25 protein-coding genes, 1 pseudogene and 1 riboswitch are annotated in these 22871 nt (G+C 59.5%); of the genes and pseudogenes, 13 read left to right on the top strand and 13 right to left on the bottom strand.

Annotated features, from left to right (window positions below; all coding sequences use genetic code 11):
- Positions 1-12 precede the first annotated feature (12 nt).
- Positions 13-1038, top strand: a complete 1026-nt coding sequence (gene hemH, locus U6037_RS24120) for a ferrochelatase (protein WP_322844769.1) — start codon at positions 13-15, stop codon at positions 1036-1038.
- 122 nt (positions 1039-1160) lie between these two features.
- Here hemH and U6037_RS24115 read toward each other — a convergent pair whose 3' ends face one another.
- Positions 1161-2435 carry a uracil-xanthine permease family protein gene (locus U6037_RS24115; RefSeq protein WP_105708784.1) on the bottom strand — a complete coding sequence of 425 codons (1275 nt, stop codon included), beginning with the start codon at positions 2433-2435 and terminating at the stop codon, positions 1161-1163.
- Positions 2436-2437: 2 nt separating this feature from the next.
- On the bottom strand, positions 2438-3076 hold the full coding sequence (gene upp / locus U6037_RS24110) for a uracil phosphoribosyltransferase (RefSeq protein WP_007912842.1): 639 nt from the start codon (positions 3074-3076) through the stop codon (positions 2438-2440).
- A gap of 174 nt (positions 3077-3250) precedes the next feature.
- On the opposite strand from upp, the gene U6037_RS24105 reads away from it, so the two are divergent.
- From U6037_RS24105 to U6037_RS24095, 3 genes are all read left to right on the top strand, one after another.
- Positions 3251-3808, top strand: coding sequence for a hypoxanthine-guanine phosphoribosyltransferase (locus tag U6037_RS24105; RefSeq protein ID WP_016987197.1), 558 nt, complete (start codon positions 3251-3253; stop codon positions 3806-3808).
- Positions 3809-3970: 162 nt separating this feature from the next.
- Entirely contained in the window at positions 3971-4450 is a 480-nt protein-coding gene (locus tag U6037_RS24100) for a hypothetical protein (protein WP_127929738.1), read from the top strand.
- A 63-nt stretch (positions 4451-4513) separates the two neighbouring features.
- Positions 4514-4801 (top strand): PA4642 family protein, encoded by a 288-nt coding sequence (locus tag U6037_RS24095; RefSeq protein ID WP_322844768.1) that lies wholly within the window; start codon positions 4514-4516, stop codon positions 4799-4801.
- A gap of 67 nt (positions 4802-4868) precedes the next feature.
- Here U6037_RS24095 and mqo read toward each other — a convergent pair whose 3' ends face one another.
- The 3 genes from mqo to U6037_RS24080 form a co-directional block, all read right to left on the bottom strand.
- On the bottom strand, positions 4869-6377 hold the full coding sequence (gene mqo, locus U6037_RS24090; protein ID WP_322844767.1) for a malate dehydrogenase (quinone): 1509 nt from the start codon (positions 6375-6377) through the stop codon (positions 4869-4871).
- Positions 6367-6546: a hypothetical protein gene (locus U6037_RS24085; protein WP_322844766.1), complete on the bottom strand. Its 180-nt coding sequence runs from the start codon at positions 6544-6546 to the stop codon at positions 6367-6369. Before U6037_RS24085 ends, mqo begins: the two co-directional genes overlap by 11 nt.
- 540 nt (positions 6547-7086) lie before the next feature.
- On the bottom strand, positions 7087-7320 hold the full coding sequence (locus U6037_RS24080; protein WP_007912834.1) for a hypothetical protein: 234 nt from the start codon (positions 7318-7320) through the stop codon (positions 7087-7089).
- A 203-nt stretch (positions 7321-7523) separates the two neighbouring features.
- Here U6037_RS24080 and U6037_RS24075 point away from each other — a divergent pair, with 203 nt between their 5' ends.
- On the top strand, positions 7524-8108 hold the full coding sequence (locus U6037_RS24075; protein ID WP_008086137.1) for a YajG family lipoprotein: 585 nt from the start codon (positions 7524-7526) through the stop codon (positions 8106-8108).
- Between the two features lie 315 nt (positions 8109-8423).
- Here the strand turns inward: U6037_RS24075 and U6037_RS24070 are convergent, their stop codons facing one another.
- Complete coding sequence (locus tag U6037_RS24070) at positions 8424-8630, bottom strand: hypothetical protein (RefSeq protein WP_008083982.1); 207 nt, start codon at positions 8628-8630, stop codon at positions 8424-8426.
- Positions 8631-8823: 193 nt separating this feature from the next.
- Between U6037_RS24070 and U6037_RS24065 the strand changes: the two genes are divergently transcribed.
- Positions 8824-9102 carry a hypothetical protein gene (locus U6037_RS24065; protein ID WP_093441332.1) on the top strand — a complete coding sequence of 93 codons (279 nt, stop codon included), beginning with the start codon at positions 8824-8826 and terminating at the stop codon, positions 9100-9102.
- Between the two features lie 90 nt (positions 9103-9192).
- On the opposite strand, the gene U6037_RS24060 is transcribed toward U6037_RS24065, so the two are convergent.
- The gene (locus U6037_RS24060) at positions 9193-10356 is read right to left on the bottom strand and encodes a 1-acyl-sn-glycerol-3-phosphate acyltransferase (RefSeq protein WP_322844765.1); all 1164 of its coding nucleotides are present in this window, start codon (positions 10354-10356) and stop codon (positions 9193-9195) included.
- Between the two features lie 142 nt (positions 10357-10498).
- On the opposite strand from U6037_RS24060, the gene U6037_RS24055 reads away from it, so the two are divergent.
- The 3 genes from U6037_RS24055 to U6037_RS24045 are packed head-to-tail and all read left to right on the top strand — an operon-like array spanning position 10499 to position 11610.
- Entirely contained in the window at positions 10499-10681 is a 183-nt protein-coding gene (locus U6037_RS24055; protein WP_322844764.1) for a CPXCG motif-containing cysteine-rich protein, read from the top strand.
- Between the two features lie 9 nt (positions 10682-10690).
- Positions 10691-10951: a putative signal transducing protein gene (locus U6037_RS24050; RefSeq protein ID WP_007912819.1), complete on the top strand. Its 261-nt coding sequence runs from the start codon at positions 10691-10693 to the stop codon at positions 10949-10951.
- Positions 10952-10986: 35 nt separating this feature from the next.
- Positions 10987-11610 carry an SOS response-associated peptidase gene (locus U6037_RS24045; RefSeq protein ID WP_150750487.1) on the top strand — a complete coding sequence of 208 codons (624 nt, stop codon included), beginning with the start codon at positions 10987-10989 and terminating at the stop codon, positions 11608-11610.
- 335 nt (positions 11611-11945) lie between these two features.
- On the opposite strand, the gene U6037_RS29560 is transcribed toward U6037_RS24045, so the two are convergent.
- Positions 11946-12650 carry a methyl-accepting chemotaxis protein gene (locus U6037_RS29560; RefSeq protein WP_416221730.1) on the bottom strand — a complete coding sequence of 235 codons (705 nt, stop codon included), beginning with the start codon at positions 12648-12650 and terminating at the stop codon, positions 11946-11948.
- A gap of 198 nt (positions 12651-12848) precedes the next feature.
- Positions 12849-12908, bottom strand: a pseudogene (locus U6037_RS29555) (hypothetical protein); the annotation flags it as partial.
- A 1441-nt stretch (positions 12909-14349) separates the two neighbouring features.
- Between U6037_RS29555 and U6037_RS24035 the strand changes: the two are divergent.
- Positions 14350-15165, top strand: a complete 816-nt coding sequence (locus tag U6037_RS24035; protein WP_322844762.1) for a M48 family metallopeptidase — start codon at positions 14350-14352, stop codon at positions 15163-15165.
- A 67-nt stretch (positions 15166-15232) separates the two neighbouring features.
- On the opposite strand, the gene U6037_RS24030 is transcribed toward U6037_RS24035, so the two are convergent.
- From U6037_RS24030 to U6037_RS24020, 3 genes are all read right to left on the bottom strand, one after another.
- The gene (locus U6037_RS24030) at positions 15233-15817 is read right to left on the bottom strand and encodes a TMEM165/GDT1 family protein (RefSeq protein WP_102901152.1); all 585 of its coding nucleotides are present in this window, start codon (positions 15815-15817) and stop codon (positions 15233-15235) included.
- Positions 15818-15905: 88 nt separating this feature from the next.
- Positions 15906-16028, bottom strand: a riboswitch (yybP-ykoY riboswitch).
- A gap of 51 nt (positions 16029-16079) precedes the next feature.
- Entirely contained in the window at positions 16080-17078 is a 999-nt protein-coding gene (locus U6037_RS24025) for a class I SAM-dependent methyltransferase (protein ID WP_322844761.1), read from the bottom strand.
- Between the two features lie 32 nt (positions 17079-17110).
- Positions 17111-18076: a 2-hydroxyacid dehydrogenase gene (locus U6037_RS24020; RefSeq protein WP_322844760.1), complete on the bottom strand. Its 966-nt coding sequence runs from the start codon at positions 18074-18076 to the stop codon at positions 17111-17113.
- A gap of 91 nt (positions 18077-18167) precedes the next feature.
- On the opposite strand from U6037_RS24020, the gene U6037_RS24015 reads away from it, so the two are divergent.
- Positions 18168-18797: a LysE family translocator gene (locus U6037_RS24015; RefSeq protein ID WP_322844759.1), complete on the top strand. Its 630-nt coding sequence runs from the start codon at positions 18168-18170 to the stop codon at positions 18795-18797.
- An 86-nt stretch (positions 18798-18883) separates the two neighbouring features.
- On the opposite strand, the gene U6037_RS24010 is transcribed toward U6037_RS24015, so the two are convergent.
- A complete protein-coding gene (locus tag U6037_RS24010) occupies positions 18884-19648 on the bottom strand; it encodes a helix-turn-helix transcriptional regulator (protein ID WP_322844758.1) in 765 nt (254 codons plus the stop codon).
- Between the two features lie 85 nt (positions 19649-19733).
- On the opposite strand from U6037_RS24010, the gene U6037_RS24005 reads away from it, so the two are divergent.
- Together U6037_RS24005 and U6037_RS24000 are read left to right on the top strand one after the other, a co-directional pair.
- Positions 19734-20918: an MFS transporter gene (locus U6037_RS24005; protein ID WP_322844757.1), complete on the top strand. Its 1185-nt coding sequence runs from the start codon at positions 19734-19736 to the stop codon at positions 20916-20918.
- A gap of 146 nt (positions 20919-21064) precedes the next feature.
- Complete coding sequence (locus tag U6037_RS24000; protein ID WP_322844756.1) at positions 21065-22747, top strand: fatty acid--CoA ligase; 1683 nt, start codon at positions 21065-21067, stop codon at positions 22745-22747.
- Positions 22748-22871: the final 124 nt, after the last annotated feature.

Raw genomic sequence — 22871 nt, 5'->3', positions numbered from 1 at the left:
ATAGGACGTTGCATGACCGATCACGCTTTGCTTCTGGTCAACCTGGGTTCCCCGGCCTCGACTTCTGTGGCCGATGTGCGCAGCTACCTCAATCAATTCCTGATGGACCCTTACGTGATCGACCTGCCATGGCCGGTGCGGCGTCTGCTGGTGTCGCTGATCCTGATCAAGCGCCCGGAGCAATCGGCCCACGCCTATGCGTCGATCTGGTGGGATGAGGGTTCGCCGCTGGTGGTGCTCAGCCGTCGCCTGCAACAGCAGATGACCGCGCAGTGGACCCACGGCCCGGTGGAACTGGCGATGCGCTACGGCGAACCGTCGATAGAAACCTGTTTGCTGAAACTGGTCGCGGCAGGTCACCAACGCATCACGCTGGCGCCGCTGTATCCACAGTTCGCCGACAGCACCACCACGACGGTGATTGAAGAAGCCAAGCGGGTGATCCGCGAAAAGAAACTCAACGTGCAACTGTCGGTGCTGCAGCCGTTCTACGATCAGCCGGAATACCTCGACGCGCTGGTCGTAAGCGCCAGGCCGCATCTGCAACAGGATTACGACCACTTGCTGCTGAGCTTCCACGGTTTGCCTGAGCGGCACCTGACCAAACTCGATCCGACCGGTAATCATTGCTTCAAGAATGAAGACTGCTGCAAGAACGCCTCGCCTGCGGTATTGGCCACCTGTTATCGCGCGCAATGTCTGCGTACCGCAGCGTTGTTCGCCGAGCGCATGGGCCTGCCGGATGGCAAATGGTCGGTGTCGTTTCAGTCGCGTCTGGGCCGGGCGAAGTGGATCGAACCGTACACTGAGGCGCGCCTGGATGAGCTGGCGAAAAGTGGCGTGAAGAAGATTCTAGTGATGTGCCCGGCGTTTGTCGCCGATTGCATCGAGACGCTGGAAGAGATTGGTGATCGCGGCAAGGAGCAGTTCCGCGAAGCGGGGGGCGAGGAGTTGGTGCTGGTGCCGTGCCTGAATGATGACCGGCAATGGGCGAAGGCGTTGGCGACCCTCTGCGAAAGAGCGCCGCTGGCCCTTTAAAAAGCCAAAAGCTTCGTCGGAACGCCGCCCGGAGCAGGCTCGCTCCCACATTTGAATGCATTCCAATGTGGGAGCGAGCCTGCTCGCGAAAGCTATCTTTCAGGCAGCGACGATCTGAAGGTTCAGATCAGCGGCTCATCCGCCTTCTTGTTCTTCCAGCCATCATTGCCCGGCAGAATCAGGTTCAGCGCAATCGCCACCACCGCGCACAGCGCGATGCCTTTGAGGCCGAAGTCGTCCGGACCGGTACCGGTGCCGACCAGCACACCGCCAATCCCGAACACCAACGTCACCGAGACAATCACCAGATTGCGCGCCTCGCCCAGATCGATCTTGTGACGGATCAGGGTGTTCATGCCCACCGCCGCGATCGAACCGAACAACAGGCACAGAATCCCGCCCATCACCGGCACCGGAATGCTTTGCAGCAGCGCGCCGAACTTGCCGATGAACGCTAGGCTGATGGCGAAGATCGCCGCCCAGGTCATGATTTTCGGGTTGTAGTTCTTGGTCAGCATGACTGCGCCAGTCACTTCGGCGTAGGTGGTGTTTGGCGGGCCACCGAACATGCCGGCAGCGGTGGTGGCAATGCCGTCACCGAGCAGGGTGCGATGCAGGCCCGGCTTCTTCAGGTAATCGCGACCGGTCACGCTACCCACAGCAATCACGCCGCCGATGTGCTCAATGGCCGGGGCCAGCGCCACCGGAACGATGAACAGAATCGCCTGCCAGTTGAACTCCGGCGCGGTGAAATGCGGAATCGCAAACCATGGCGCCGCGGCAATCTTTGCGGTGTCGACCACGCCGAAATAGAACGCCATGGCAAAACCGACCAGTACGCCGGAAATGATCGGCACCAGACGGAAGATGCCTTTGCCGAACACCGCCACGATCAGCGTGGTCAGCAATGCTGGCATCGAGATCATCATCGCGGTCTGGTAATGGATCAGTTCAGAACCGTCACCGGCCTTGCCCATCGCCATGTTCGCGGCAATCGGCGCCATGGCCAGGCCGATGGAAATGATCACCGGACCAATCACCACCGGTGGCAGCAAGCGGTCGATAAAACCCGTACCTTTGATCTTCACGGCAAGGCCGAGGAAGGTGTAGACGAAACCGGCCGCCATCACGCCGCCCATGGTCGCGGCGAGGCCGAACTGGCCCTTGGCGAGAATGATCGGGGTGATGAAAGCGAAGCTCGACGCCAGAAACACCGGCACCTGACGCCCGGTGACGATCTGGAACAGGATCGTCCCTAAACCTGCGGTAAACAGTGCCACGTTCGGGTCCAGGCCCGTGATCAGCGGCATCAGCACCAAAGCGCCGAAAGCCACGAACAGCATCTGGGCGCCGGACAGCACCGTGCGCCAGAGCGGATCGTTGAACTCTTGCTGCATGGTCACGCGTCCTTCTGCTTGGTGCCGAAGATCTTGTCACCGGCGTCGCCAAGTCCAGGGATGATGTAACCGTGCTCGTTCAAGCGCTCATCGATGGACGCGGTGTAGATGGTCACGTCCGGGTGAGCTTTTTCTACTGCAGCAATGCCTTCCGGCGCGGCCACCAGCACCATCGCGCGGATGTCTTTGCAGCCGGCTTTCTTCAGCAGGTCAATGGTCGCAACCATCGAACTGCCGGTGGCGAGCATCGGGTCGATGATCATCGCCAACCGTTCGTCGATTTCCGGAACCAGTTTTTCCAGATAGGTGTGCGCTTGCAGGGTTTCTTCGTTGCGGGCGACACCCACAGCGGAAACCTTGGCACCCGGGATCAGGCTCAGCACGCCTTCAAGCATGCCGATGCCGGCGCGCAGGATCGGCACGACGGTGATCTTTTTGCCGGCGATCTTCTCGACCGACACGGTGCCGCACCAGCCTGCAATATCGTAGGACTCCAGCGGCAAATCTTTTGTAGCTTCATAGGTCAACAGGGCGCCGACTTCCTGAGCAAGCTCACGGAAGTTCTTGGTGCTGATATCGGCGCGGCGCATCAGGCCGAGTTTATGACGGATCAGCGGATGGCGGATCTCGAGGATGGGCATGGAAAAACTCCGGCGGCGGGCAAAAAAACCGGCCTAGATTAATCTATCCGAGGGTGATGTCCTATAGGACATTCTGTACGTTAGTCCATAAAGGCTTGATTCGGCCTCGCGAGATGCGTACCTTTGCCCGCTTTTCGCAGCCATACCCCCCCACATTCCCCCCTGGAGAGCGCCATGTCCGCTGATCTCGAGCATATCCGTCAAATCATGCGAGAGGCTGACTGCCTGTACACCGAATCTGAAGTCGAGGCCGCCATTGCCCGCGTCGGTGCACAAATCAACGAACAACTGGCCGACAGCAACCCGGTAGTGTTCTGCGTGATGAACGGCGGGCTGATTTTCTCCGGCAAACTGCTGACGCATCTGCAATTCCCGCTGGAAGCGTCCTACCTGCACGCGACCCGTTATCGCAACGAAACCAGCGGCGGCGACCTGTTCTGGAAGGCCAAGCCGGAAGTCTCGTTCATCGACCGCGACGTGCTGATCATCGACGACATCCTCGACGAAGGTCACACCCTCGGCGCGATCATCGACTTCTGCAAACACGCTGGCGCGCGCAAAGTGCACACCGCCGTGCTGATCGACAAGGATCACGACCGCAAAGCGCGTCCTGACCTCAAAGCCGATTTCGTCGGCCTGCCGTGCATCGACCGTTACATCTTCGGTTATGGCATGGATTACAAAGGCTACTGGCGCAACGCCAACGGGATTTTTGCCGTTAAAGGCATGTAAGACCCTGCACCATCCCCTGTAGGAGTGAGCCTGCTCGCGATAGCGTCGTATCAGCCAACATCAACGTTGCTGACAGACCGCAATCGCGAGCAGGCTCACTCCTACATTTGTTTGCGTGATACCCATGCTAGAGTGCTCGGCCCCGCCCCCCCGGAGCTTGTCATGCGCCTCTTGATCCGCAGCCTCGCCGCGCTTTTACTGATCCTCAGTCTGCCGCTGTCCGCCGCGCCGATGCACAGCCAGTTCCTGCCGCCGGACGATCTGACCGTGCGCGATGCCGAACCCGAGCAGCAGCAACTCATGCAAGTCACCGACTATGCCGTAGTGGTGGGCGCGCAACGTCAGTCCAACCAGCAACCGATTCCTGTCACCTCGCCGCTGATGATCCGCCTCAAAGGCAAATCCCTGAACAAGGGCGCGACGATCACCCAAGTGCTGGTCAATTTCGACGGCGAAAGCAAAAGCCTGAAAAAGCCGGTCTACGACGACAAGAGCAAGACCCTGACGCTGTTTTATCCGCTGGCCCAATACCGCGTGATCATCGATCTGCTGCGCAACGACACTGTGTATGTGCAGTTCCTCAGTTACGCCAATGGCCACATCTGGGCCGATTTGCACACCGGCGCTGTGCGATCGCGTTGAGCCGGGCGGCCGGGCAGGGGTAAACTGCCCGCCCCGTGTAATGTCTGCGAGCTGGAGTCGGCAATGCGTAAAGATAAGAAACAAGTGATTGGTGACGAGATCGGCGATGAGCAGATCAAGCTGTTCCTCGATTTCGAGCCGGTCGACGCCACTTCGCCGTCGCTGCACAAACTGATCAAGGCCTACCGTGGCCTGCGCATCGACGACTTCGGACGCTTTCTGGGTTTCTTCGTTGCGGCGGGTTACGACGTCGATGGCAAGGACGAGCAGGGCAAGACCTTCGTTGACCTGATCGCCGATCAGCGCAACGCCCCGGACTACATCGAACTGATCGAAAAGTCCCGCACCTGAGACTTTTCCCAAGCATAAAAAAACGCCCCGCACTCACTGAGTACGGGGCGTTTTTTATGCGGCAAGATCAAGCGTAGCTTGGGGTCTCGCTGCTTTCTTCAACCAGCTCCAGCGCGATGTTGTTCTGCGTGTTGATCTTGCGATACAGCGCAGCATCGCTTTCCAGCACCTTTTCACGGGCCGGGAAGATTTCCGCCAGTTTGCCTGCCCACTCACCCTTGGCCTTGGCCGGGAAGCACTTCTCGATCAGTTCCAGCATGATCGACACGGTCACCGACGCGCCTGGCGAAGCACCGAGCAGGGCGGCGAGGGAACCGTCCTTGGCCGCGACCAGTTCGGTACCGAATTGCAGGATGCCGCCCTTTTTCGGGTCTTTCTTGATGATCTGCACGCGTTGGCCGGCCACTTCCAGGCGCCAGTCTTCGGCTTTCGCTTGCGGGTAGAAACGGCGCAGGGAATCCAGACGCTGCTCCATCGATTGCATCACTTCGCTGACCAGGTACTTGGTCAGGTCCATGTTGTTTTTCGCCACCGCCAGCATCGGCCCGATGTTGCCGGCGCGAACCGACAGCGGCAGGTCCATGAAGGAGCCGTGCTTGAGGAACTTGGTGGTGAAACCGGCGTATGGTCCGAACAGCAGGGATTTCTTGCCGTCGACTACGCGGGTGTCCAGGTGCGGCACCGACATCGGTGGCGAACCTACAGCGGCCTGGCTGTAAACCTTGGCCTGGTGCTGCTTGACCACTTCCGGGTTGTCGCAACGCAGCCACTGGCCGCTGATCGGGAAGCCGCCGAAGCCTTTGCTTTCTTCGATGCCCGAAGCCTGCAGCAACGGCAACGCCGCGCCGCCCGCGCCGAGGAAGACGAATTTGGCGTCGACTTCACGGGTGTTGCCGCTGTTGACGTCCTTGATGCTGACGGTCCAGCCACTGCCGTTACGCTTGAGGCCGGTCACGCGCTTGCAGTATTTGACTTGAGCATCGGGAGCGCTGGTCAGGTGCTTGAGCAACTGATTGGTCAGGGCGCCAAAGTTGACGTCGGTGCCGTTCATCACGCGGGTCGCCGCGAGAACTTCGTCCGGCGAGCGGCCCGGCATCATCAGCGGCATCCACTCGGCCATCTTCGCCTTGTCTTCGGTGTACTCCATGTCGGAGAACGCGTGATGCTTGTGCAGCACATCGAACCGGGACTTGAGGAAGGACACACCAGTGTCGCCCTGGACGAAACTCAGGTGCGGCACCGGGCTGATGAACGACTTGCACGAGCCGAACGTGCCTTTCTTGGTCAGGTACGACCAGAACTGCTTCGACACCTCGAACTGGGTGTTGATGTGCACGGCTTTCTTGATGTCGACGGTGCCATCGGCGGCCTGCGGCGTGTAATTCAACTCGCAAAGACCAGCGTGACCGGTACCGGCGTTGTTCCACGGGTTGGAACTCTCCGCCGCACCGGAATCCATCAGCTCGACGACTTCCAGCTTGATCGCGGGGTCGAGCTCTTTGAGCAGTACGGCGAGGGTGGCACTCATGATGCCGGCCCCAACCAGTACTACGTCGACTGCTTCGTTATGCGCCATTTAACGCGTCTCCAAAATCTGCAGCACCAAATTGTCGGCATGGCTGCCAGGCATTCCAGGACAGGTCATTGATGTCCGGGCTATCCGTGGTCAGGTTCGCCATGTCCGAATCTTCGCAATTTTTCGCAACTTCGACGGATGTATGCGGCTTGGCTTTCAAGAGCTCCATGAACTCATTTCAGCACGCAGCTGGCAATTCGACTTATGGTCGAGACATCCGTTTTTGTGCAACCAAATCCGTAGCGGACAGGCTTCAGGCTCCGATATTCGAGGTATACCCGGTCCTGTGTCGTTGGGCTGTTTCAGACGCTAATGGTGCATGTTCAGACGCAAAACTTTTCATTTGCTCGCCACACTCTTGTGAAGTTGTGAAAACCCGTTTTTTTCACGCTCTTTTGAAGACGTGAACCTCAAAAAAGGGCTGTCCAGGCCTGGCACCTTGCCCGCAAAGGCAAAACAACGCGGTGGCCGAGCGTCGTGACAGCTCTGCAGATTCGCGAAAAGCGGGTTTTTGCCGGAAGAACAGGCAAGCGCGCCAACTTCACTCGATCTGTGTGGGCGGCTCTCTGTGGGCGATTTTGATGTCAAATGCATGCGCATTGACGCTGTTGCGGGGCCCGATCAGGAGACGTCCTTATAATCGGGGGGAGATTGTATCGAAGAAATGCGGGGAGTTGGTCGTGTTTAATGACTTTTATTAGGCATCCGGTCAGATGCTCAACATCGCTTGCACCCGCGCACGGGGCTGCGACGCTATGACGCGGGCGCTGGCGGGCAGTGGCTGGTGCAACCAGTTGAGGCGGATTTCTTCGATTTCCACCCAGCCGTCACCCATCGGCTGCAGGCTGCACTGCTTGAAAGCCTGGCAATGGCCGTTGCGATCGAGCAGGGCGAAGCTGCGGTGCAGGGGGCGTGGCGCGAACAACGAGATCAGATAACGCATGATTGAGTACCTTGTGGGGACTGATTGGAAGGTTGTCAAAGCGCCGTGACGTGAACGTGTATGGCGGGTGAATAATCTGTGACAGGAACCGCTTTCCCACGGGTTTGTCAGACATTTCAGTATTCACTGTGCGGTGCTGGTGACCCACAGTGGCCCACCGCTATACTGCCGGCCTGTTTGTGCCTGATTCTGGAGAGAAGAGCATGTTGCAACGCCTGTTGTTCGGTTTGATCACTGTGGCCGGTTTGACCCTGGCCGGCTGCGCCCACAGCCCGCAACAACTGAACCCGGAGCCGAAGCTGACCACCCAGCTGCCAGCGGTCGGCCGTGGCCAGCCTGTTGTCGTGCGTGTAGTAGACGGTCGTCCGTCGCCAACTTTGGGCACCCGTGGCGGTCTGTACCCGGAAACCAGCGCCATCACCGTGCAGCGCGAGCAGATCCTGCCGAAGCTGCAGGCTCAGGCTGAAGCCGCCGTGCGTCTGTTGGGCTTTACCCCGACCAACAACGCGCCGAATGCTCCGCAGCTGACCGTGACGCTGGCCGAGCTGAAGTATCAGTCGCCGAAAGAGGGCATGTACGTGACTGAAGCGACCATCGGCGCGACCTTCCGCTCCGACGTGCAGAACGCCAACCGCCGTTACAGCGGCCGTTACGGCGCTTCGCTGGACCAGCGTTTCGGCATGGCGCCGAACCAGGAAACCAACACCAAACTGGTCAGCGATGTGTTGAGTGATGCGTTGACGCGTCTGTTCAAGGATCCGACCGTGGGTCAGGTTCTCGCCGAGTAAGTTTTCGGCGGATGTTAAAAAGCCCGGGGCCAGTGATGGTTCCGGGCTTTTTTGTGGGTGTCAGGTTTGAAATTTGTGTCGTATGGGAGATCGATCCCCCTCACCCCAGCCCTCTCCCCCAAGGGGGCGAGGGGGAAAGGGAGCCGATCTGTGTTGTTCTTGAGACCTGCATTCATCTCGGGGTTTCAGGTCGATTTGCGTTGTTCTTGAGATCTACATTCATCTCGGAGCTTCAGGTCGATGGACCTCGAATAAACAACTCGGTCGGTTCCCTCTCCCTCCGGGAGAGGGTTAGGGTGAGGGTGCTTTTGTTTTTTAGGCAGCCTGCGAGTAAAAGTCGAGCACGCTAACGCCCGTCAACAAATCCGTCTCGGGCAAATCCGCATGCTGATGCCCGCCCAGTGCGCAATACACCAGCCAGTGGCGATCCTGAACATTGAAGGCGAGGCTGCCGACGAGGCTCTGTTGTTCGTCGTAAGGCGTGATGAGGTACAGACGATCCTGGTTTTCAGCGTGAAGCATGTCGCGTTCCATGTGCGTTTCGAGGCGCGCATCTTGGTGCATCCACATGACGAAGCCGTGACACAGGACAGCCATCGGTCGATTGTCAGGTAATTTGTCGCAAAGGCTGGGGCAGGGCGACAAGGTTTCGGTAGAATCCGCGCCGCGGTCGTCGGTCTGGCGTCTGCCATACCGGTTCAGATAGAGGTCTGTGATGTCGCTGCACTTGATGACGCTGTTTACCGCCCATCCCGCCAAGTTGATCAACTTGCTGGCGCTGTTGTTGGCGTTTCCCGGCAGTTGGCTGCTGCATGCGACCCGCCGCCGTGAACAGCGCGCGATGGCCAGCATTGCCGCCCAGCGTCAGGCGCAGCCGAATGCCGAGCCGATCCTGGATTGGGCGACCTTGCGCATGAACCGGTTTTTCTATCGATTTGGTTTTGCTTGTCTGGGGCTGGCTCTGATCGTCTCGTGGATCAGCACGCGTTACTAAAAGCAAAAGATCGCAGCCTTCGGCAGCTCCTACATGAATCCACTGTAGGAGCTGCCGCAGGCTGCGATCTTTTGATCTTGCTCTGAAAATTTACAGCGCCAACCCAGCCTTCACCCGGTACTGATTGCGCACCGGCGTCGCATATTGCAGGACCAGATACGGACGGTGCTCTTCAGGGCACGCATCCAGCCGTTCCTGCCATTCTTCCTGCGCCTTGGCCAGCTCATCCGCCGGGAACACCTCGGCAGCCTTCGGCACATTCAATTGCGGATCCGCATCGGCCCACTGCGCGTACGCCAGGTAATGCACCGGGAATAACCGGTAACCGCCAAGAATCTGCTTGTCCATCTCGACCGCCAATTGCTTGGTGTCCTCGAACAGCTCGGTGATCGGCGCGGCAAAGTTCACGTGCACCCGGCCCTTGTAGCCGGTGATGCCCTTGGCAATGCTCACGTCATCCTCGCCCGGCGCTTTCGCGTAAGTGCCGGTGGTGGCGCGGATGTACAGCTCGCGGGCCTTGGCCTGGTCGCACGGGTCGTATTCGTAGCTGATCGACACCGGGGTGACGTTCAGCGAGCGAATAACTTCGCCGAACGGCTCGTCCTTGCGGCTCATGTGGAACATCTTGAGGATCGCCGACTCGGTGCGGTCGTCGCCGTCCTTCGCCCGGCCTTCAGCCTGAGCGATCCAGATCGAGGCGCAATCGTTGCGGATCGAGTGGTTGATGTACGCCGACAGCAGTTGATACGCAGCCATTTTCTCGCGACGGCCGGTGATCGAACGGTGGACGATAAAGCTCTTGTTCAAACGCATCAGATCGCTGACAAACGGCTTTTGCAGCAGGTTGTCGCCAATCGCGATGCGCGGCGTCGGCAGGCCGGCGTGGTACACGGCGTAGTTGACGAAGGCCGGGTCCATCACGATGTCGCGGTGGTTGGCGATGAACAGATAAGCGCTGCCGGACTTGAATTGCTCGACACCGGTGTAGGTCACGCCGTCAGTGGCGCGCTCGATGGTGTGGTCGACGTAGGACTCGACCTTGTCCTGCAACGTCGCTACCGAGGTCACGTCGGCGAACTCACGACGCAGCCGATGGGCTATAAGTGGTTTGAGCATCCAGCCGAAGGCACCGGCAAAGCGCGGGAAGCGGAAGTGGGTGAGGATATCTAGAAACGCCTTGTCGCCGAGCAGTCTTGCCAGTACCACAGGTACTTCGCTGTCGTCGTAAGGTCGGATGGCATCGAATTCGCCCATCATGCTCTCTTGTTGGAAACGGCTAGGGTAAGTAAAGGTTTTGATCGAAAACCCGCGGGGCACGGTCTGAAAAAGTAGCCAGACAAAAATAGCCCTGCAAATAGACCGGCGATTATACGCACAAGTCACTTGGGAGACCGCGATGCTGGAAACCGCTCAGTATGATTGTCCTTATTGTGGGGAGGTTGTTGAGACGACGGTAGACCTGTCTGGCGGCGATCAGACCTATATCGAAGACTGTCAGGTGTGTTGTCGGCCGATCACGTTTGTATTGCAGGTTCATGGAGAGGAATGGCATCTGGAAGTCTTCAGCGAAAACGAGTGAGGCGCGCCCATGCAGCGAATCTACGAGCCGGAAAACCTGATGGAAGGCGAAATGCTCAAGGGCATGCTCGCCAGCGAAGGCATCGAGGCGCACCTGATTGGCCGCGATTTGCTTGGCGGTACGGGCGAATTGCCGATCTTCGGTCTGTTGGGGTTATCTGTGGATAACGATCAGGCCGAATACGCCCGCGAGCTGATCACCGCGTACAATGCCGCGCTGCCGCTGCCCGGCGATGAACCGGAGAGCTTCCCCGGCACGCTGGTCTGTTAGGCTGAGCTTCGTTTTATTCAGAGTCGTGTTGCCCCATGTGTGGACGTTATGCCCTGTTTCGCTGGAACCGCGACTTCGCGGCCCTGCCAGGTTTTCCCGCCGATCAGCAGGCGCAATGGAACATTTCCCCCAATGATTCGGTGTTGATGCTGCGTGCCGGAGAAGACGGCGAGCGCACACTGGCCCGTGCCCGTTGGGGGTTGACGCCGCCGTGGCTGACCGATCTGTCGAAGACGCCGGCGCATGCTCGTGCGGAAACGGTTGCCGAGCAGCCGATGTTTCGTGAGGCGCTGCGCCAGCGTCGCTGCCTGCTGCCAGCCAATGGTTTTTACGAATGGCGCGGCACCCAGCGCAAGCGCCCATACTGGCTGACGCCTGGGGAGGGCTCGTCGCTGTTTTTCGCGGCAATCTGGGAGGCGTACCCGGTGCAGGAGCAGGTCTGGTTGAGCACGGCGGTGATTACTCAACCGGCGTCGAGTCAGCGGCGGCCGCTGATTCTTGATGAGGCGGGGCAGGCGGCGTGGCTCGATCCCGAGACGCCGTTGCATGTGCTGCAGGGGTTGCTGGCCAGTGAACCCGCTGCATTGCGTGAGCGGGTGTTGGCGAATCTGATCAATGATCCGAAACTCAATGGGCCGGAGTGTTTGACCCCGGGTTAAAGCATTTAGATCAAAAGCCCCTCACCCTAGCCCTCTCCCGGAGGGAGAGGGGACTGATTGGGGGATATTGAAGTGATACACCGACTTGAACGCTTTTCACCGAATCCATAATCGACCGGTTATTTCAGGTCGATGCATGACGGGAGACAACTCGGTCGGCCCCCTCTCCTGGAAGGAGAGGGGGCTGATTGGGGGATATTGACGGAATACACCGACTTGAACGCTCCGCTTTGAATCCATAATCGACCGGTTATTTCAGGTCGATGCATGACGGTAGAAACCTCGGTCGGCCCCCTCTCCCTCCGGGAGAGGGCTGGGGTGAGGGTGTCTTAACCTCAGACCTTGAACTGATTGATCAACCGCCGCTGCTGCTCAGCCAATTTGGTCAGATCCGCACTCGCCGAACTCGATTCATCCGCACCGCCCGCCACTTCATTGGCCACTTGCCCGATATTGATCACATTGCGGTTGATGTCATCCGCCACCGCGCTCTGTTCTTCGGCCGCACTGGCAATCTGAGTGTTCATGTCGTTGATCACCGATACTGCCTGAGTAATCGTTTCCAGCGCTTGAGCCGCTTTCGCCGCATGCTGCACGCTTTCATCTGTACGGTTCTGGCTGTCTTCCATGACCCGCACGACATCGCGTGTGCCCTGCTGCAGTTGCTGGATCATGCTCTGGATTTCTTCAGTGGCTTTCTGGGTTTTCTGCGCCAGATTGCGCACCTCGTCGGCCACCACGGCAAAGCCGCGACCTTGCTCCCCGGCGCGCGCTGCTTCGATCGCCGCGTTCAGCGCCAGCAGGTTGGTCTGCTCGGCAATCCCGCGAATCGCCGTGAGAATCGCATTGATGTTCTCGCTGTCCTTGGCCAGCGTCTGCACCACGTCTACGGCCTTGCCGATTTCCACCGCCAGCACGCCAATCGAGTTCGAGGTGTCACGAACAATCTGCATGCCCTGACTCGCCGCCTGATCGGCATGGCTGGCCGCTTGCGCAGCCTGAGTCGCATTACGCGCGACATCCTGAGCGGTGGCGGTCATTTCCTGCACCGCCGTGGCCACCTGATCGATCTCGGCCATTTGCTTCTGGATACCGATATTGGTGCGAATCGCGATGTCGGCCGTGTGTTCCGAAGAATCGCTGACGCTCTGCACCGAGGTCACTACCTGGGTGATCATCGCCTGCAATTTCGCCAGGAAGGTGTTGAAACCCTTGGCGATCGAGCCCAGTTCATCACTGCGATCGCTGCTCAAGCGTCGGGTCAGATCACCTTCGCCCTGAGCGATGTCATTGAGCATCGCGACCATCTGCTTCAGTGGTCGGGCGATGCCGTGGCCAACCAGCCAGATCACTAGCAGGCCGAGGCCGGCGATGAGCAGACCAACCATGGCCATGCCGAATGTGTCGGACTTGCGTTGCGCATCGAGGTCGGCCTGCAGTTTTTGCAGATCCGCCATCACGGCGTTGAGCGGCAGTTGCAGCATCAGTGTCCAGCGCGCGTCGGTCTGGCCGATGCCGAACGGCAGGTACAACTCGATGCGACCCTTATCCTTGTTAACCGAGTAATTCACTTCGCCGCGCTTGAGATTGGCCATGTTGGCAATCTGCTCGGCGTCGAGGATGTCGCTGACTTTTTCGCCGAATTTGCTGGCGTCTTTGGTGTAGGCAACGATGCGGCCATTGCCGCCGATCAGGGCCATTTGCCCGGCGCCGCTGTAGAGCTTCTGGTTGGCAGCGAGGAGCATTTCCTGGATGAAGTTCACCGACAGGTCAGCACCGACGATGCCCTGGAAGGCGCCGTTGAGCATGATCGGTTCAATAAAGGAGGCGAGCATGACGATCTTGTCGCCGACTTTGTACGGCGCCGGATCGATCACGCAGGCTTTTTTGCTCTCTTTCGAGCACAGGTAGTACTCGCTGGCACGCACACCGGTGGACAGGGTTTTCTGGTCGTCGACGTCGACCAGTTTGTCCAGGCCGAGGGTGCCGTCATCGTTGCGGAACCACCACGGCAGAAAACGCCCGTTGGCCGCGTCGATGCCAACCACGCTGGTGCCGACGTAGGCTGCGTCATTGTGGTCGAGGGCGTTTTTTTCCCAGCCGATGTAGGTGCCGAGAATCTTCGGGTTCTTTTCCACGTTCTCTTTGATCAGGCTGATCAGTTGCTCGCGGCTGACGCTCAGGCGCGGTTGGCCATCGGCGTCCGGCGTACCGAGCAGGGCATTGACCCGTACCAGCCCGCCGGCAATCAACAGCGGCGCTTCGAGTTCGCGCTGAATCTGGCTGACCTGGGTTTGTGCCAGCGAAGTCAGGCGCTGTTCGATGACTTGCTCGAACTGGGCCTGGGTGCGCTGTTGCACCATTTCTTGCGTGCGTGCACCGGAGAACAGCGCGTACAGCACCAGCGCGGCCACCACGCTGAGCACGATGGCGCCGGCCAGGGCGGCAACGGAAAACTGGATCGACTTGAACTTCATGGGAGCTCCGCACGCAAGAGGACGTCTGCGGTGATGTATCGGCAGGCGGCATTGGGCCATGAGCGCGAGCCGGTGCAATTACAAGCCGATGTCGCAAATGGATCTGTGCGCGACGCAGTAGCACGGGACTTGGCAGTCGCTGTGAATTTTTTACGACAGCTCTGGTGGGAAACGTCTGAAAGTCGTTGCAGCACGTCCGTTGTATCTGGCGTCGATACAATTACCCGCCTAGGATACGCGCAGGTTTTCAGGGAGCTTTTGAATGAACAAGACATTGGTTGTAAGTGCACTGAGCGCAGCGCTGTTGCTGGCCGGTTGTCAGTCGGTCAACACCACCAGCGGCGGTGCCGTGGGTGTGGAGCGCAAGCAGTACATGTTCAGCATGCTGTCCTCGCAAGAGGTCGACCAGATGTATGCCCAGTCGTATCAGAAGACTGTCGGTGAAGCCTCCAGCAAGGGTGTGCTGGACAAGACCAGCCCTGAGGCCAAGCGGGTTCAGGCGATTGCCAACCGCCTGATCGCCCAGGCGCCGAACTTCCGCCCGGATGCGGCGCAATGGCAGTGGGAAGTCAATCTGATCAAGAGCGATGAGCTCAATGCCAACTGTGGGCCTGGCGGCAAGATCATTTTCTACACCGGGCTGATCGACAGTCTGAAACTGACCGACGATGAAATCGCCGCGGTCATGGGCCATGAAATCGCCCACGCCCTGCGCGAGCACGGTCGTGAAGCGATGTCCAAGGCCTACGGGATTGAAATGGCCAAGCAGGGCGCGGGTGCATTGCTGGGTCTGGGTCAGGACAGTCTGGCGCTGGCCGACACCGTGGCCAACTACGGCATGACCCTGCCGAACAGCCGCGCCAACGAAAACGAAGCCGATCTGATCGGTCTGGAGCTGGCTGCACGCGCCGGTTACAACCCGAACGCCGCGATCACTTTGTGGAACAAGATGAGCAAGGCGTCGGAAGGTTCGCCGCCAGAGTTCATGAGTACTCACCCAGCCTCGGCCAGCCGGATTGCCTCGTTGCAGGCGGCGATTCCGAAGGTCATGCCGCTTTACAACAGCAGCAAGCAGTAAGCTGCAAGCTGCAAGTCAAAGCAGACTCGCTTGGCTTGCAGCTCGTTGCTTGAAGCTTGAAGCTGCTTTAAATCCAGCCACTGCTCTGCATCGCCTTGTACACCGCAACGATCGCCAGAATCATGAATGCCGACGCCGCGAGGCGACGGATCAAGGTCAGTGGCAATTTGTCTGCGGCGAAGTTACCTGCCAGCACCACCGGCACGTTGGCAATCAACATGCCCGCCGTGGTACCGATAATTACCAGCCACAGATCCGGGTATTGCGCGGCGAGCATTACCGTGGCGACCTGAGTCTTGTCGCCCATTTCCGCCAGGAAGAACGCAATCAGCGTGGTCAGGAACGGCCCGAACTTGCGCGCGGTGCTGGTTTCATCGTCGTCCATTTTGTCCGGGACCAGCGTCCACAGCGCCGTGGCCGTGAAGCTCGCGGCGAGGATCCAGTGCAGTGTCGCATTCGAGAAGAAACTGCCGAACCAGGCGCCTACCGCACCGGCTGCTGCGTGGTTGGCCAGGGTCGCAGCGACAATGCCGGCAATGATCGGCCAGGGTTTGCGGAAGCGAGCGGCGAGAATCAGCGCGAGCAGTTGCGTCTTGTCGCCGATTTCGGCCAAGGCAACGATTGCGGTGGGAACGAGTAACGAGTCCAGCATCAGGATTTCCTAAGGGGCGGGTCGACACGGCTATGACACGTACAGCCTTCCCGCCCCGGGTAAGGTGTGCGTGTCATAGGTCTTGTCAAACCCTGCGATCCGTCTGCTGCGGACGCTTGGGTCGCATACGCCATGATCTGAGGATCAAGTATGTTGACGTATGCCGGACGAGCATGGCGCTCGTGGGAGACTACTCCCCTAGGACGGAGCGGATTCTGCCTAGGCAAATCCGATTGAGCAAGCCTCTTTTTTAAAAGAGGTTTCAGCCGCGCTTGGCTCGGTAAATCCGGAAACCATTGCCCTCGGCCTTGATCGCGCAGATACCCAGATGCTCTTCGATCAGCGGTTGATACTTGAGGAAGCTGTTCGCGACCAAGCGTAGTTCGCCGCCGTTTTTCAGATGTTTCGCCGCTTTTCGCAGCAAATTCTCAGTGGCGAAGTAATCGGTGTGCACGCCGACATGGAACGGCGGGTTGCTCAGAATCGCGTTCAAACCCATCGGCGCAGCGTCGATCCCGTCCCCGGTCAACACTTCGGCTTCCAGACCGTTTGCAGCCAGGGTCAGACGGCTGCTGGCAGCAGCGAAAGCATCCACGTCCAGCAACGTCACTTGATTGTGCGGATAGCGACGTTTTACCGCAGCCCCCAACACGCCAGCGCCGCAACCAAAGTCGAGCAAATGGCCGCTCGGCAATTTGTCCAGATGCTCCAGCAACAGGGCGCTGCCGCGATCCAGGCGACCATGGCTGAACACGCCCGGCAGGCTGATGACTTTCAACGGGCCTTCAGCCAGTGGCAGTTCGTAAGTCTGCGCCAGGCTTTCCAGGGATTTCGCTTCCGGGGCGTTGGCCACAGTCACTTGCCAGAGCTGGCAGTGGCGCGCGCTGTCGAGCTTGCGCGGTTTGCCGAACGGGTTGAGCTGCTTGGATGCGCCCTCGATGCCACTGCGTTTTTCCCCGACCAGAAACACTTCACGCCCGGCCAGACGTGAGGCCACGGCGTTGAGGATGTAATCAGTCAGGTCCTTGGACTTGGGCAGGAACACCACGGCGCTGTCGAACTCGCGCTCCGGGACGTTCACGCCGAAATGGCTGCGACCTTCGAAACGGGCGTCCAGCGCGGCCTGGTCGCCAGCATGCCAGCACCAGCCGAACGCGTTGGGCAGGCGCCCAAGCAAATCGTCGGCGGGCAAACCGGCCAGCAACAGCGAACCTTGAAACAACTCGGGCTGACGAAGCAGTACTTCACTGCGCGGATCCATAACTGCTCCTCAAAAAAAAGTGCCGCAGTTTATCAACTGACGACCCGCAGCGCCTTACCGCTGAAGAACGCCTGAGCGTTTTCGGTCAATTGGCCGACGATGCGCTGGCGTGCCTCGCGGCTGCCCCAAGCGTTGTGTGGCGTAACGATGAGGCGTGGAATGTCTGCCGCGAGCAACGGATTGCCCTGAGTCGGCGGCTCGACACTCAATACATCGGTGGCCGCACCGCCAAGATGACCACTGCGCAGGGCCTCGGCCAACGCCTGTTCATCGATCAGACCGCCACGGGCGGTGTTGACCACGAACGCACCGGACTTCATCGAGGCCAGTTCGCGGGCGCCGATGAAGTGGCGCGTGTGCTCGTTGAGAGGGCAATGCAGAGTGAGGGCATCGATTTGTGGCAGCAGTTCATCCAGCGGCAGACGATCCGGGCGAGCAGGGCGCCCGGGAATCTGCCCGAGCAATACGCGCATGCCGAAGGCTTCGGCCAGTCGCGCCACAGCGCCGCCGAGTTCGCCATGCCCAAGCAGGCCAAGGGTTTTGCCTTCCAGTTCGACGATCGGGTAGTCGAGCAGACAGAACTGTTTGGCCTGCTGCCAGCGGCCTTCGCTGACGGCTTTCTGGTAATCGGCCAGGCGGGTGGCGAGGTTGAGCAGCAGCATGATCGTGTGCTGCGCCACTGACGGCGTGCCGTAACCCTGGCAGTTGCACACGGTGATGCCCTGAGCGCGGGCGGCGGCGAGGTCGACGTTGTTGGTGCCGGTGGCGGTGATCAGGATCAGTTTCAGATCGGGATTGGCGGCCATCGCGGCGGCGTCGATCAGGATCTTGTTGCTGATCGCCACGGTGGCGCCCTGCAGGCGCTCGGCAACTTGCTCGGGCAAAGTCTGTGCGAACAATTGCAGATCGCCGAAACAATCACGCAATGGACTGAGGTCCAGATCGCCGAGATCCAGCGAAGGGTGATCAAGGAATACCGCGCGGCGCGTGTTCGTCATCAACTGTACCTTTTGTGCTGTGAGCGTAGGGCGTAATCTTCCGAGCCTACCAGATGAAACAAATTGATACGCTTGTCCGAAAGGAGCCCCCATGTACTGGACCGAGTTCTTGACCGTTGCACTGATCCATCTGTTGGCCGTGGCCAGCCCCGGCCCGGACTTTGCCGTGGTGGTGCGCGAGAGCGTGGCCCACGGTCGCCGCGCCGGCACCTGGACCGCACTGGGTGTGGGCACGGCGATTTTCCTGCACGTCGGATATTCGCTGCTCGGTATCGGCCTGATCGTGTCGCAGTCGATCGTGCTGTTCAACGCCTTGAAATGGGCCGCTGCGGCTTATCTGCTGTACATCGGTTTCAAAGCCTTGCGTGCGCAACCGGCAAAAACCGTGACCGATGATCTGCACAAAGAGGCCGGTGTGCGCACCGCTCGCGGCGCGTTCACCTCGGGCTTTGTGACCAACGGTCTGAATCCGAAAGCCACGCTGTTCTTCCTGTCACTGTTCACGGTGGTGATCAACCCGCACACGCCGCTGGCGGTGCAGGCCGGTTACGGTATTTACCTGGCGGTCGCAACGGCCCTGTGGTTTTGCCTCGTCGCGATGCTGTTCAGCCAGCAACGCGTGCGCGCCGGTTTCGCCCGCATGGGCCACTGGTTCGACCGCACCATGGGCGCGGTGCTGATTGCTCTCGGCGTGAAAATCGCGTTTACCGAGATGCATTGATCCTGCTAGGTAGGAGCTGCCGAAGGCTGCGATCTTTTGATCTTTTTTCAGGATCAAGATCAATAGATCGCAGCCTTCGGCAGCTCCTACACGAGTGCGCTGAGCTTGCTCAGGGTATTCAGGTAATCGCGGGGATTCTCCCCAAGCAGACGCCGAAACATCGCGCTGAACGCCCGCGCGCTGCCGTAACCCAGATCCCGTGCCACACGCTGCACGCTGTCCCCGGCGAGCAGGCGCGGCAGGGCTTCCATCAGGCGCAATTGCTGGCGCCAGGCGTTGAAACTCATCTGCAATTGTTGCTGGAACAGCCGCGCCAATGTTCGTGAGCTGGCACCGACCTGCTGCGCCCAGTCTTCCAGGGTGTTCGGGTGATCCGGGGTGTGCAGCAGCGCCAGACAGATGTTCTGCAGGCGCCGGTCAGTGGGCATCGGGATATGCAGCGGCAGGTTTTCCAGGCTGGCCAGTTCTTCGAGCATCAATTGCTGAATCAACGGATTGTCGGCGTGCGGCGGGCCTTGCACCGCGCGCAGGATCAGCTCGCGCAACAACGGCGTCACCGCCAGCACGCAACACTGTTGCAGGCTGGCCGGTGACAGCTCGGGAGCGATGAACAACGAACGCATTTGCACATCGCCACTCATGAAAATCTCGTGCGCCACCTCTGGCGGAATCCATACCGCGCGGCTCGGCGGAATCACCCAGGCCCCGCGTTCGGTGACCACCCGCATGATGCCACTGACGGCATACAGCAACTGCGCTTCGCGATGCAGGTGCAGCGGCTGGTGCGCGCCGTCCAGATAATCCCGGGGGTAGGCACTCACCGGGCCGTGTTCGAAATGGCTAATCAACATGTCGGATTCAATGACTTGTTTGGCAGGAATGCGCTTTTTCGCCAACTTAGCATAAGCGGCACACAACAACGTAAAGCGTGCAGCCATGAATCAATCGAGAAACGTCATCCGCTACATCAATGCCGCACATGTGATCGATCACATGTTCATGCTGATTTTTCCCGCCGCCGTGCTCGGCATGACCCAGGTTTTTGGTCTCGACTATGCCGCGCTGATCGGCCTGTCACTGGGGGGCTTTATCGCCTTCGGTGCCTGCTCGCTACCCGCCGGTTGGCTCGGCGATCACTGGAGTCGGCGGCAGATGATGCTGGTGTTTTTCTTCGGCATCGGTGCTTCGGCGATTTTCACCGGCCTGAGCAACAGCCCGACCATGCTGGTGACCGGCCTGACCCTGATCGGCATTTTCGCGGCGATTTACCACCCGGTGGGCACGGCGATGCTGGTGGCTTATGCGCAAAACCGTGGCCGTGAAATTGGCATCAACGGCATGTGGGGCAATCTGGGCGTGGCGTTTTCGGCGCTGATCACTGGCTTGCTGGTGGCGCAGTTCGGCTGGCGTTGGGCGTTTCTGTTACCGGGCGCGGTGGCGATTGTGTTGGGCATCGGTTTCGCCTTGCAGGTGCGAGAAGAACCGATCCCGGAACGCCCGCACACGCCGCTCAAAGGCGCCGCTGGTCAGCGCATTTCGATGGTCATGGTGTTCGGCGTGCTGGCGCTGGCCACCGCCACTGGCGGTGTGGTGTTCAACGCCACCACCATGACTTATCCGAAACTTTTTCAGGAGCGTTTGCATGACCTGTTCGCTTCGCCGCAGACCCTCGGTGTGGTGGTCAGTCTGGCTTATGCCTTTGGCGCGGTGGCGCAGTTGAGCATTGGCCGGGTGTTGCACCGCTTCAGTCTGAAGTGGCCGTTCATTGTCCTGACGCTGTGCCAGGCGCCGCTGCTGTTCGCGCTGGCTTATGCCGACGGCTGGACAGTCATCGCCCTCGGTGCGGCGTTCATGTTCGTGGTGTTCGGTCAGGTAACAGTGAACGATGCGATGGTTGCCAACTTCGTCGCCCCGCAATGGCAATCGCGAATCTTCGCCCTGCGTTACTGTTTATCGTTCGGTGCCAGTGCGACAGCGATTCCGCTGATTTCCTATGTCGAACCGCGCCAAGGTTTCGTAGGCCTGTATTTGATTCTCGCGGGCTTCGGCGCGTTGACCTTCCTCGCTGCGGTGGTTTTCCCACGCACGCCTTCTGAGGAGGCTGTAGGACAAACCGCCTGACAGATGATGAAAACCGGCAAATGCTGGCGCAAAGCTAGCATTTGTACGGCTTTGCAAATCATTCCTTTGGCTGATTTGGCTGGCGTATAAGGGTTCTAGAGTACCAATCTCTACGCCAACACCGTGCAGTCAGAAAAGGGATTCTTATGTTGCAGACTCGCGTCATTCCCCCGGCCGATGGGGCCTACCAGTATCCATTGCTGATCAAACGGCTGCTGATGTCCGGGGCCCGTTACGAGAAAACCCGCGAGATCATCTACCGTGACCAGTTGCGCTACAGCTACCCGACGCTGATCGAACGGGTGGCACGCCTGGCCAATGTGCTGACGGCGGCCGGTGTGAAGGCCGGTGATACGGTGGCGGTGATGGACTGGGACAGCCACCGTTATCTGGAGTGCATGTTCGCGATACCGATGATTGGCGCGGTGATCCACACCATCAACGTGCGCCTGTCGCCGGAACAGATCCTCTACACCATGAACCACGCCGAGGACCGCTTTGTGCTGGTCAACAGCGAGTTCGTCGGTCTGTACCAAGCGATTGCACCGCACCTGACCACGGTCGAGAAAACCCTGCTGCTGACCGATCTGCCGGAAAAAACTGCCGACTTGCCGAATCTGGTCGGCGAGTACGAGCAACTGTTGGCTGCCGCCAGTGCGCAGTACGATTTCCAGGACTTCGACGAAAACTCGGTCGCCACCACGTTCTACACCACCGGCACCACTGGCAACCCGAAAGGCGTGTATTTCACCCATCGGCAACTGGTGCTGCACACCATGGGCGTGTCGACGATCATGGGCTCGATCGACAGTGTGCGCCTGCTTGGCACCAACGATGTGTACATGCCGATCACGCCGATGTTCCACGTCCACGCCTGGGGTCTGCCGTACGTGGCGACCATGCTTGGCCTTAAACAGGTTTATCCAGGGCGCTACGAACCGGAGTTTCTCGTCGAGTTGTGGCGCAAGGAAAAGGTCACCTTCTCTCACTGCGTGCCGACCATCCTGCAAATGCTGCTCAACGCCAAAGGCGCGCAGAACACCGATTTCGGCGGCTGGAAAATCGTCATTGGCGGCAGCGCACTCAACCGCACCTTGTATGAAACCGCCAAGGCCCGTGGCATTCAGCTCACCGCCGCCTACGGCATGTCGGAAACCGGTCCGCTGGTGTCTTGCGCGCACCTCAATGATGAATTGATGGCCGGCACTGAAGACGAACGCACGACTTACCGGATCAAGGCTGGCGTACCGGGGCCGCTGGTGGAAGCGGCGATTGTCGACGGCGAGGGTAAATTTCTCCCCGCCGACGGCGAGACCCAAGGCGAATTGGTGCTGCGCGCGCCGTGGCTCACCGAGGGTTATTTCAACGAGCCGCAGAAGGGCGCCGAGCTCTGGGCCGGCGGCTGGCTGCACACTGGCGACGTCGCCACGCTTGACAGCATGGGCGTGATCGATATCCGCGACCGCATCAAGGACGTGATCAAGACCGGAGGCGAATGGATCTCCTCGCTGGACCTCGAAGACTTGATCAGCCGTCATGTCGCGGTACGCGAAGTAGCAGTGGTGGGCATCGCCGATCCGCAGTGGGGCGAGCGTCCGTTTGCTCTGCTGGTGATCCGCGAAGGGCACGTGATCGGGGCGCGCGAGCTCAAGGAACACCTCAAGCCGTTCGTGGAGTTGGGCCACTTGAGCAAGTGGGCGATTCCGAGTCAGATCGCCCTTGTTACCGAAATTCCCAAGACCAGCGTCGGCAAGCTCGACAAGAAGCGCATCCGCCTCGATATCACCGAATGGCAGGCCAACAACAGCACCTTCCTCTCGACACTTTAAGTGTCTGCTGGCGCGCCGAAACCGGCGCGCCAGACCCACCAAGCAAGCGCTTGGCTTGTGAAATCGAAAAATTAGGCCATCCTTGCCGTGCCGACATCTGTCGGACTGGCGAAAGGACTGTTCC

Source organism: Pseudomonas sp. B33.4 (assembly GCF_034555375.1).
In the GTDB taxonomy this organism is placed as follows: domain Bacteria; phylum Pseudomonadota; class Gammaproteobacteria; order Pseudomonadales; family Pseudomonadaceae; genus Aquipseudomonas.
This window is presented reverse-complemented; position numbering and strand designations above follow the sequence as displayed.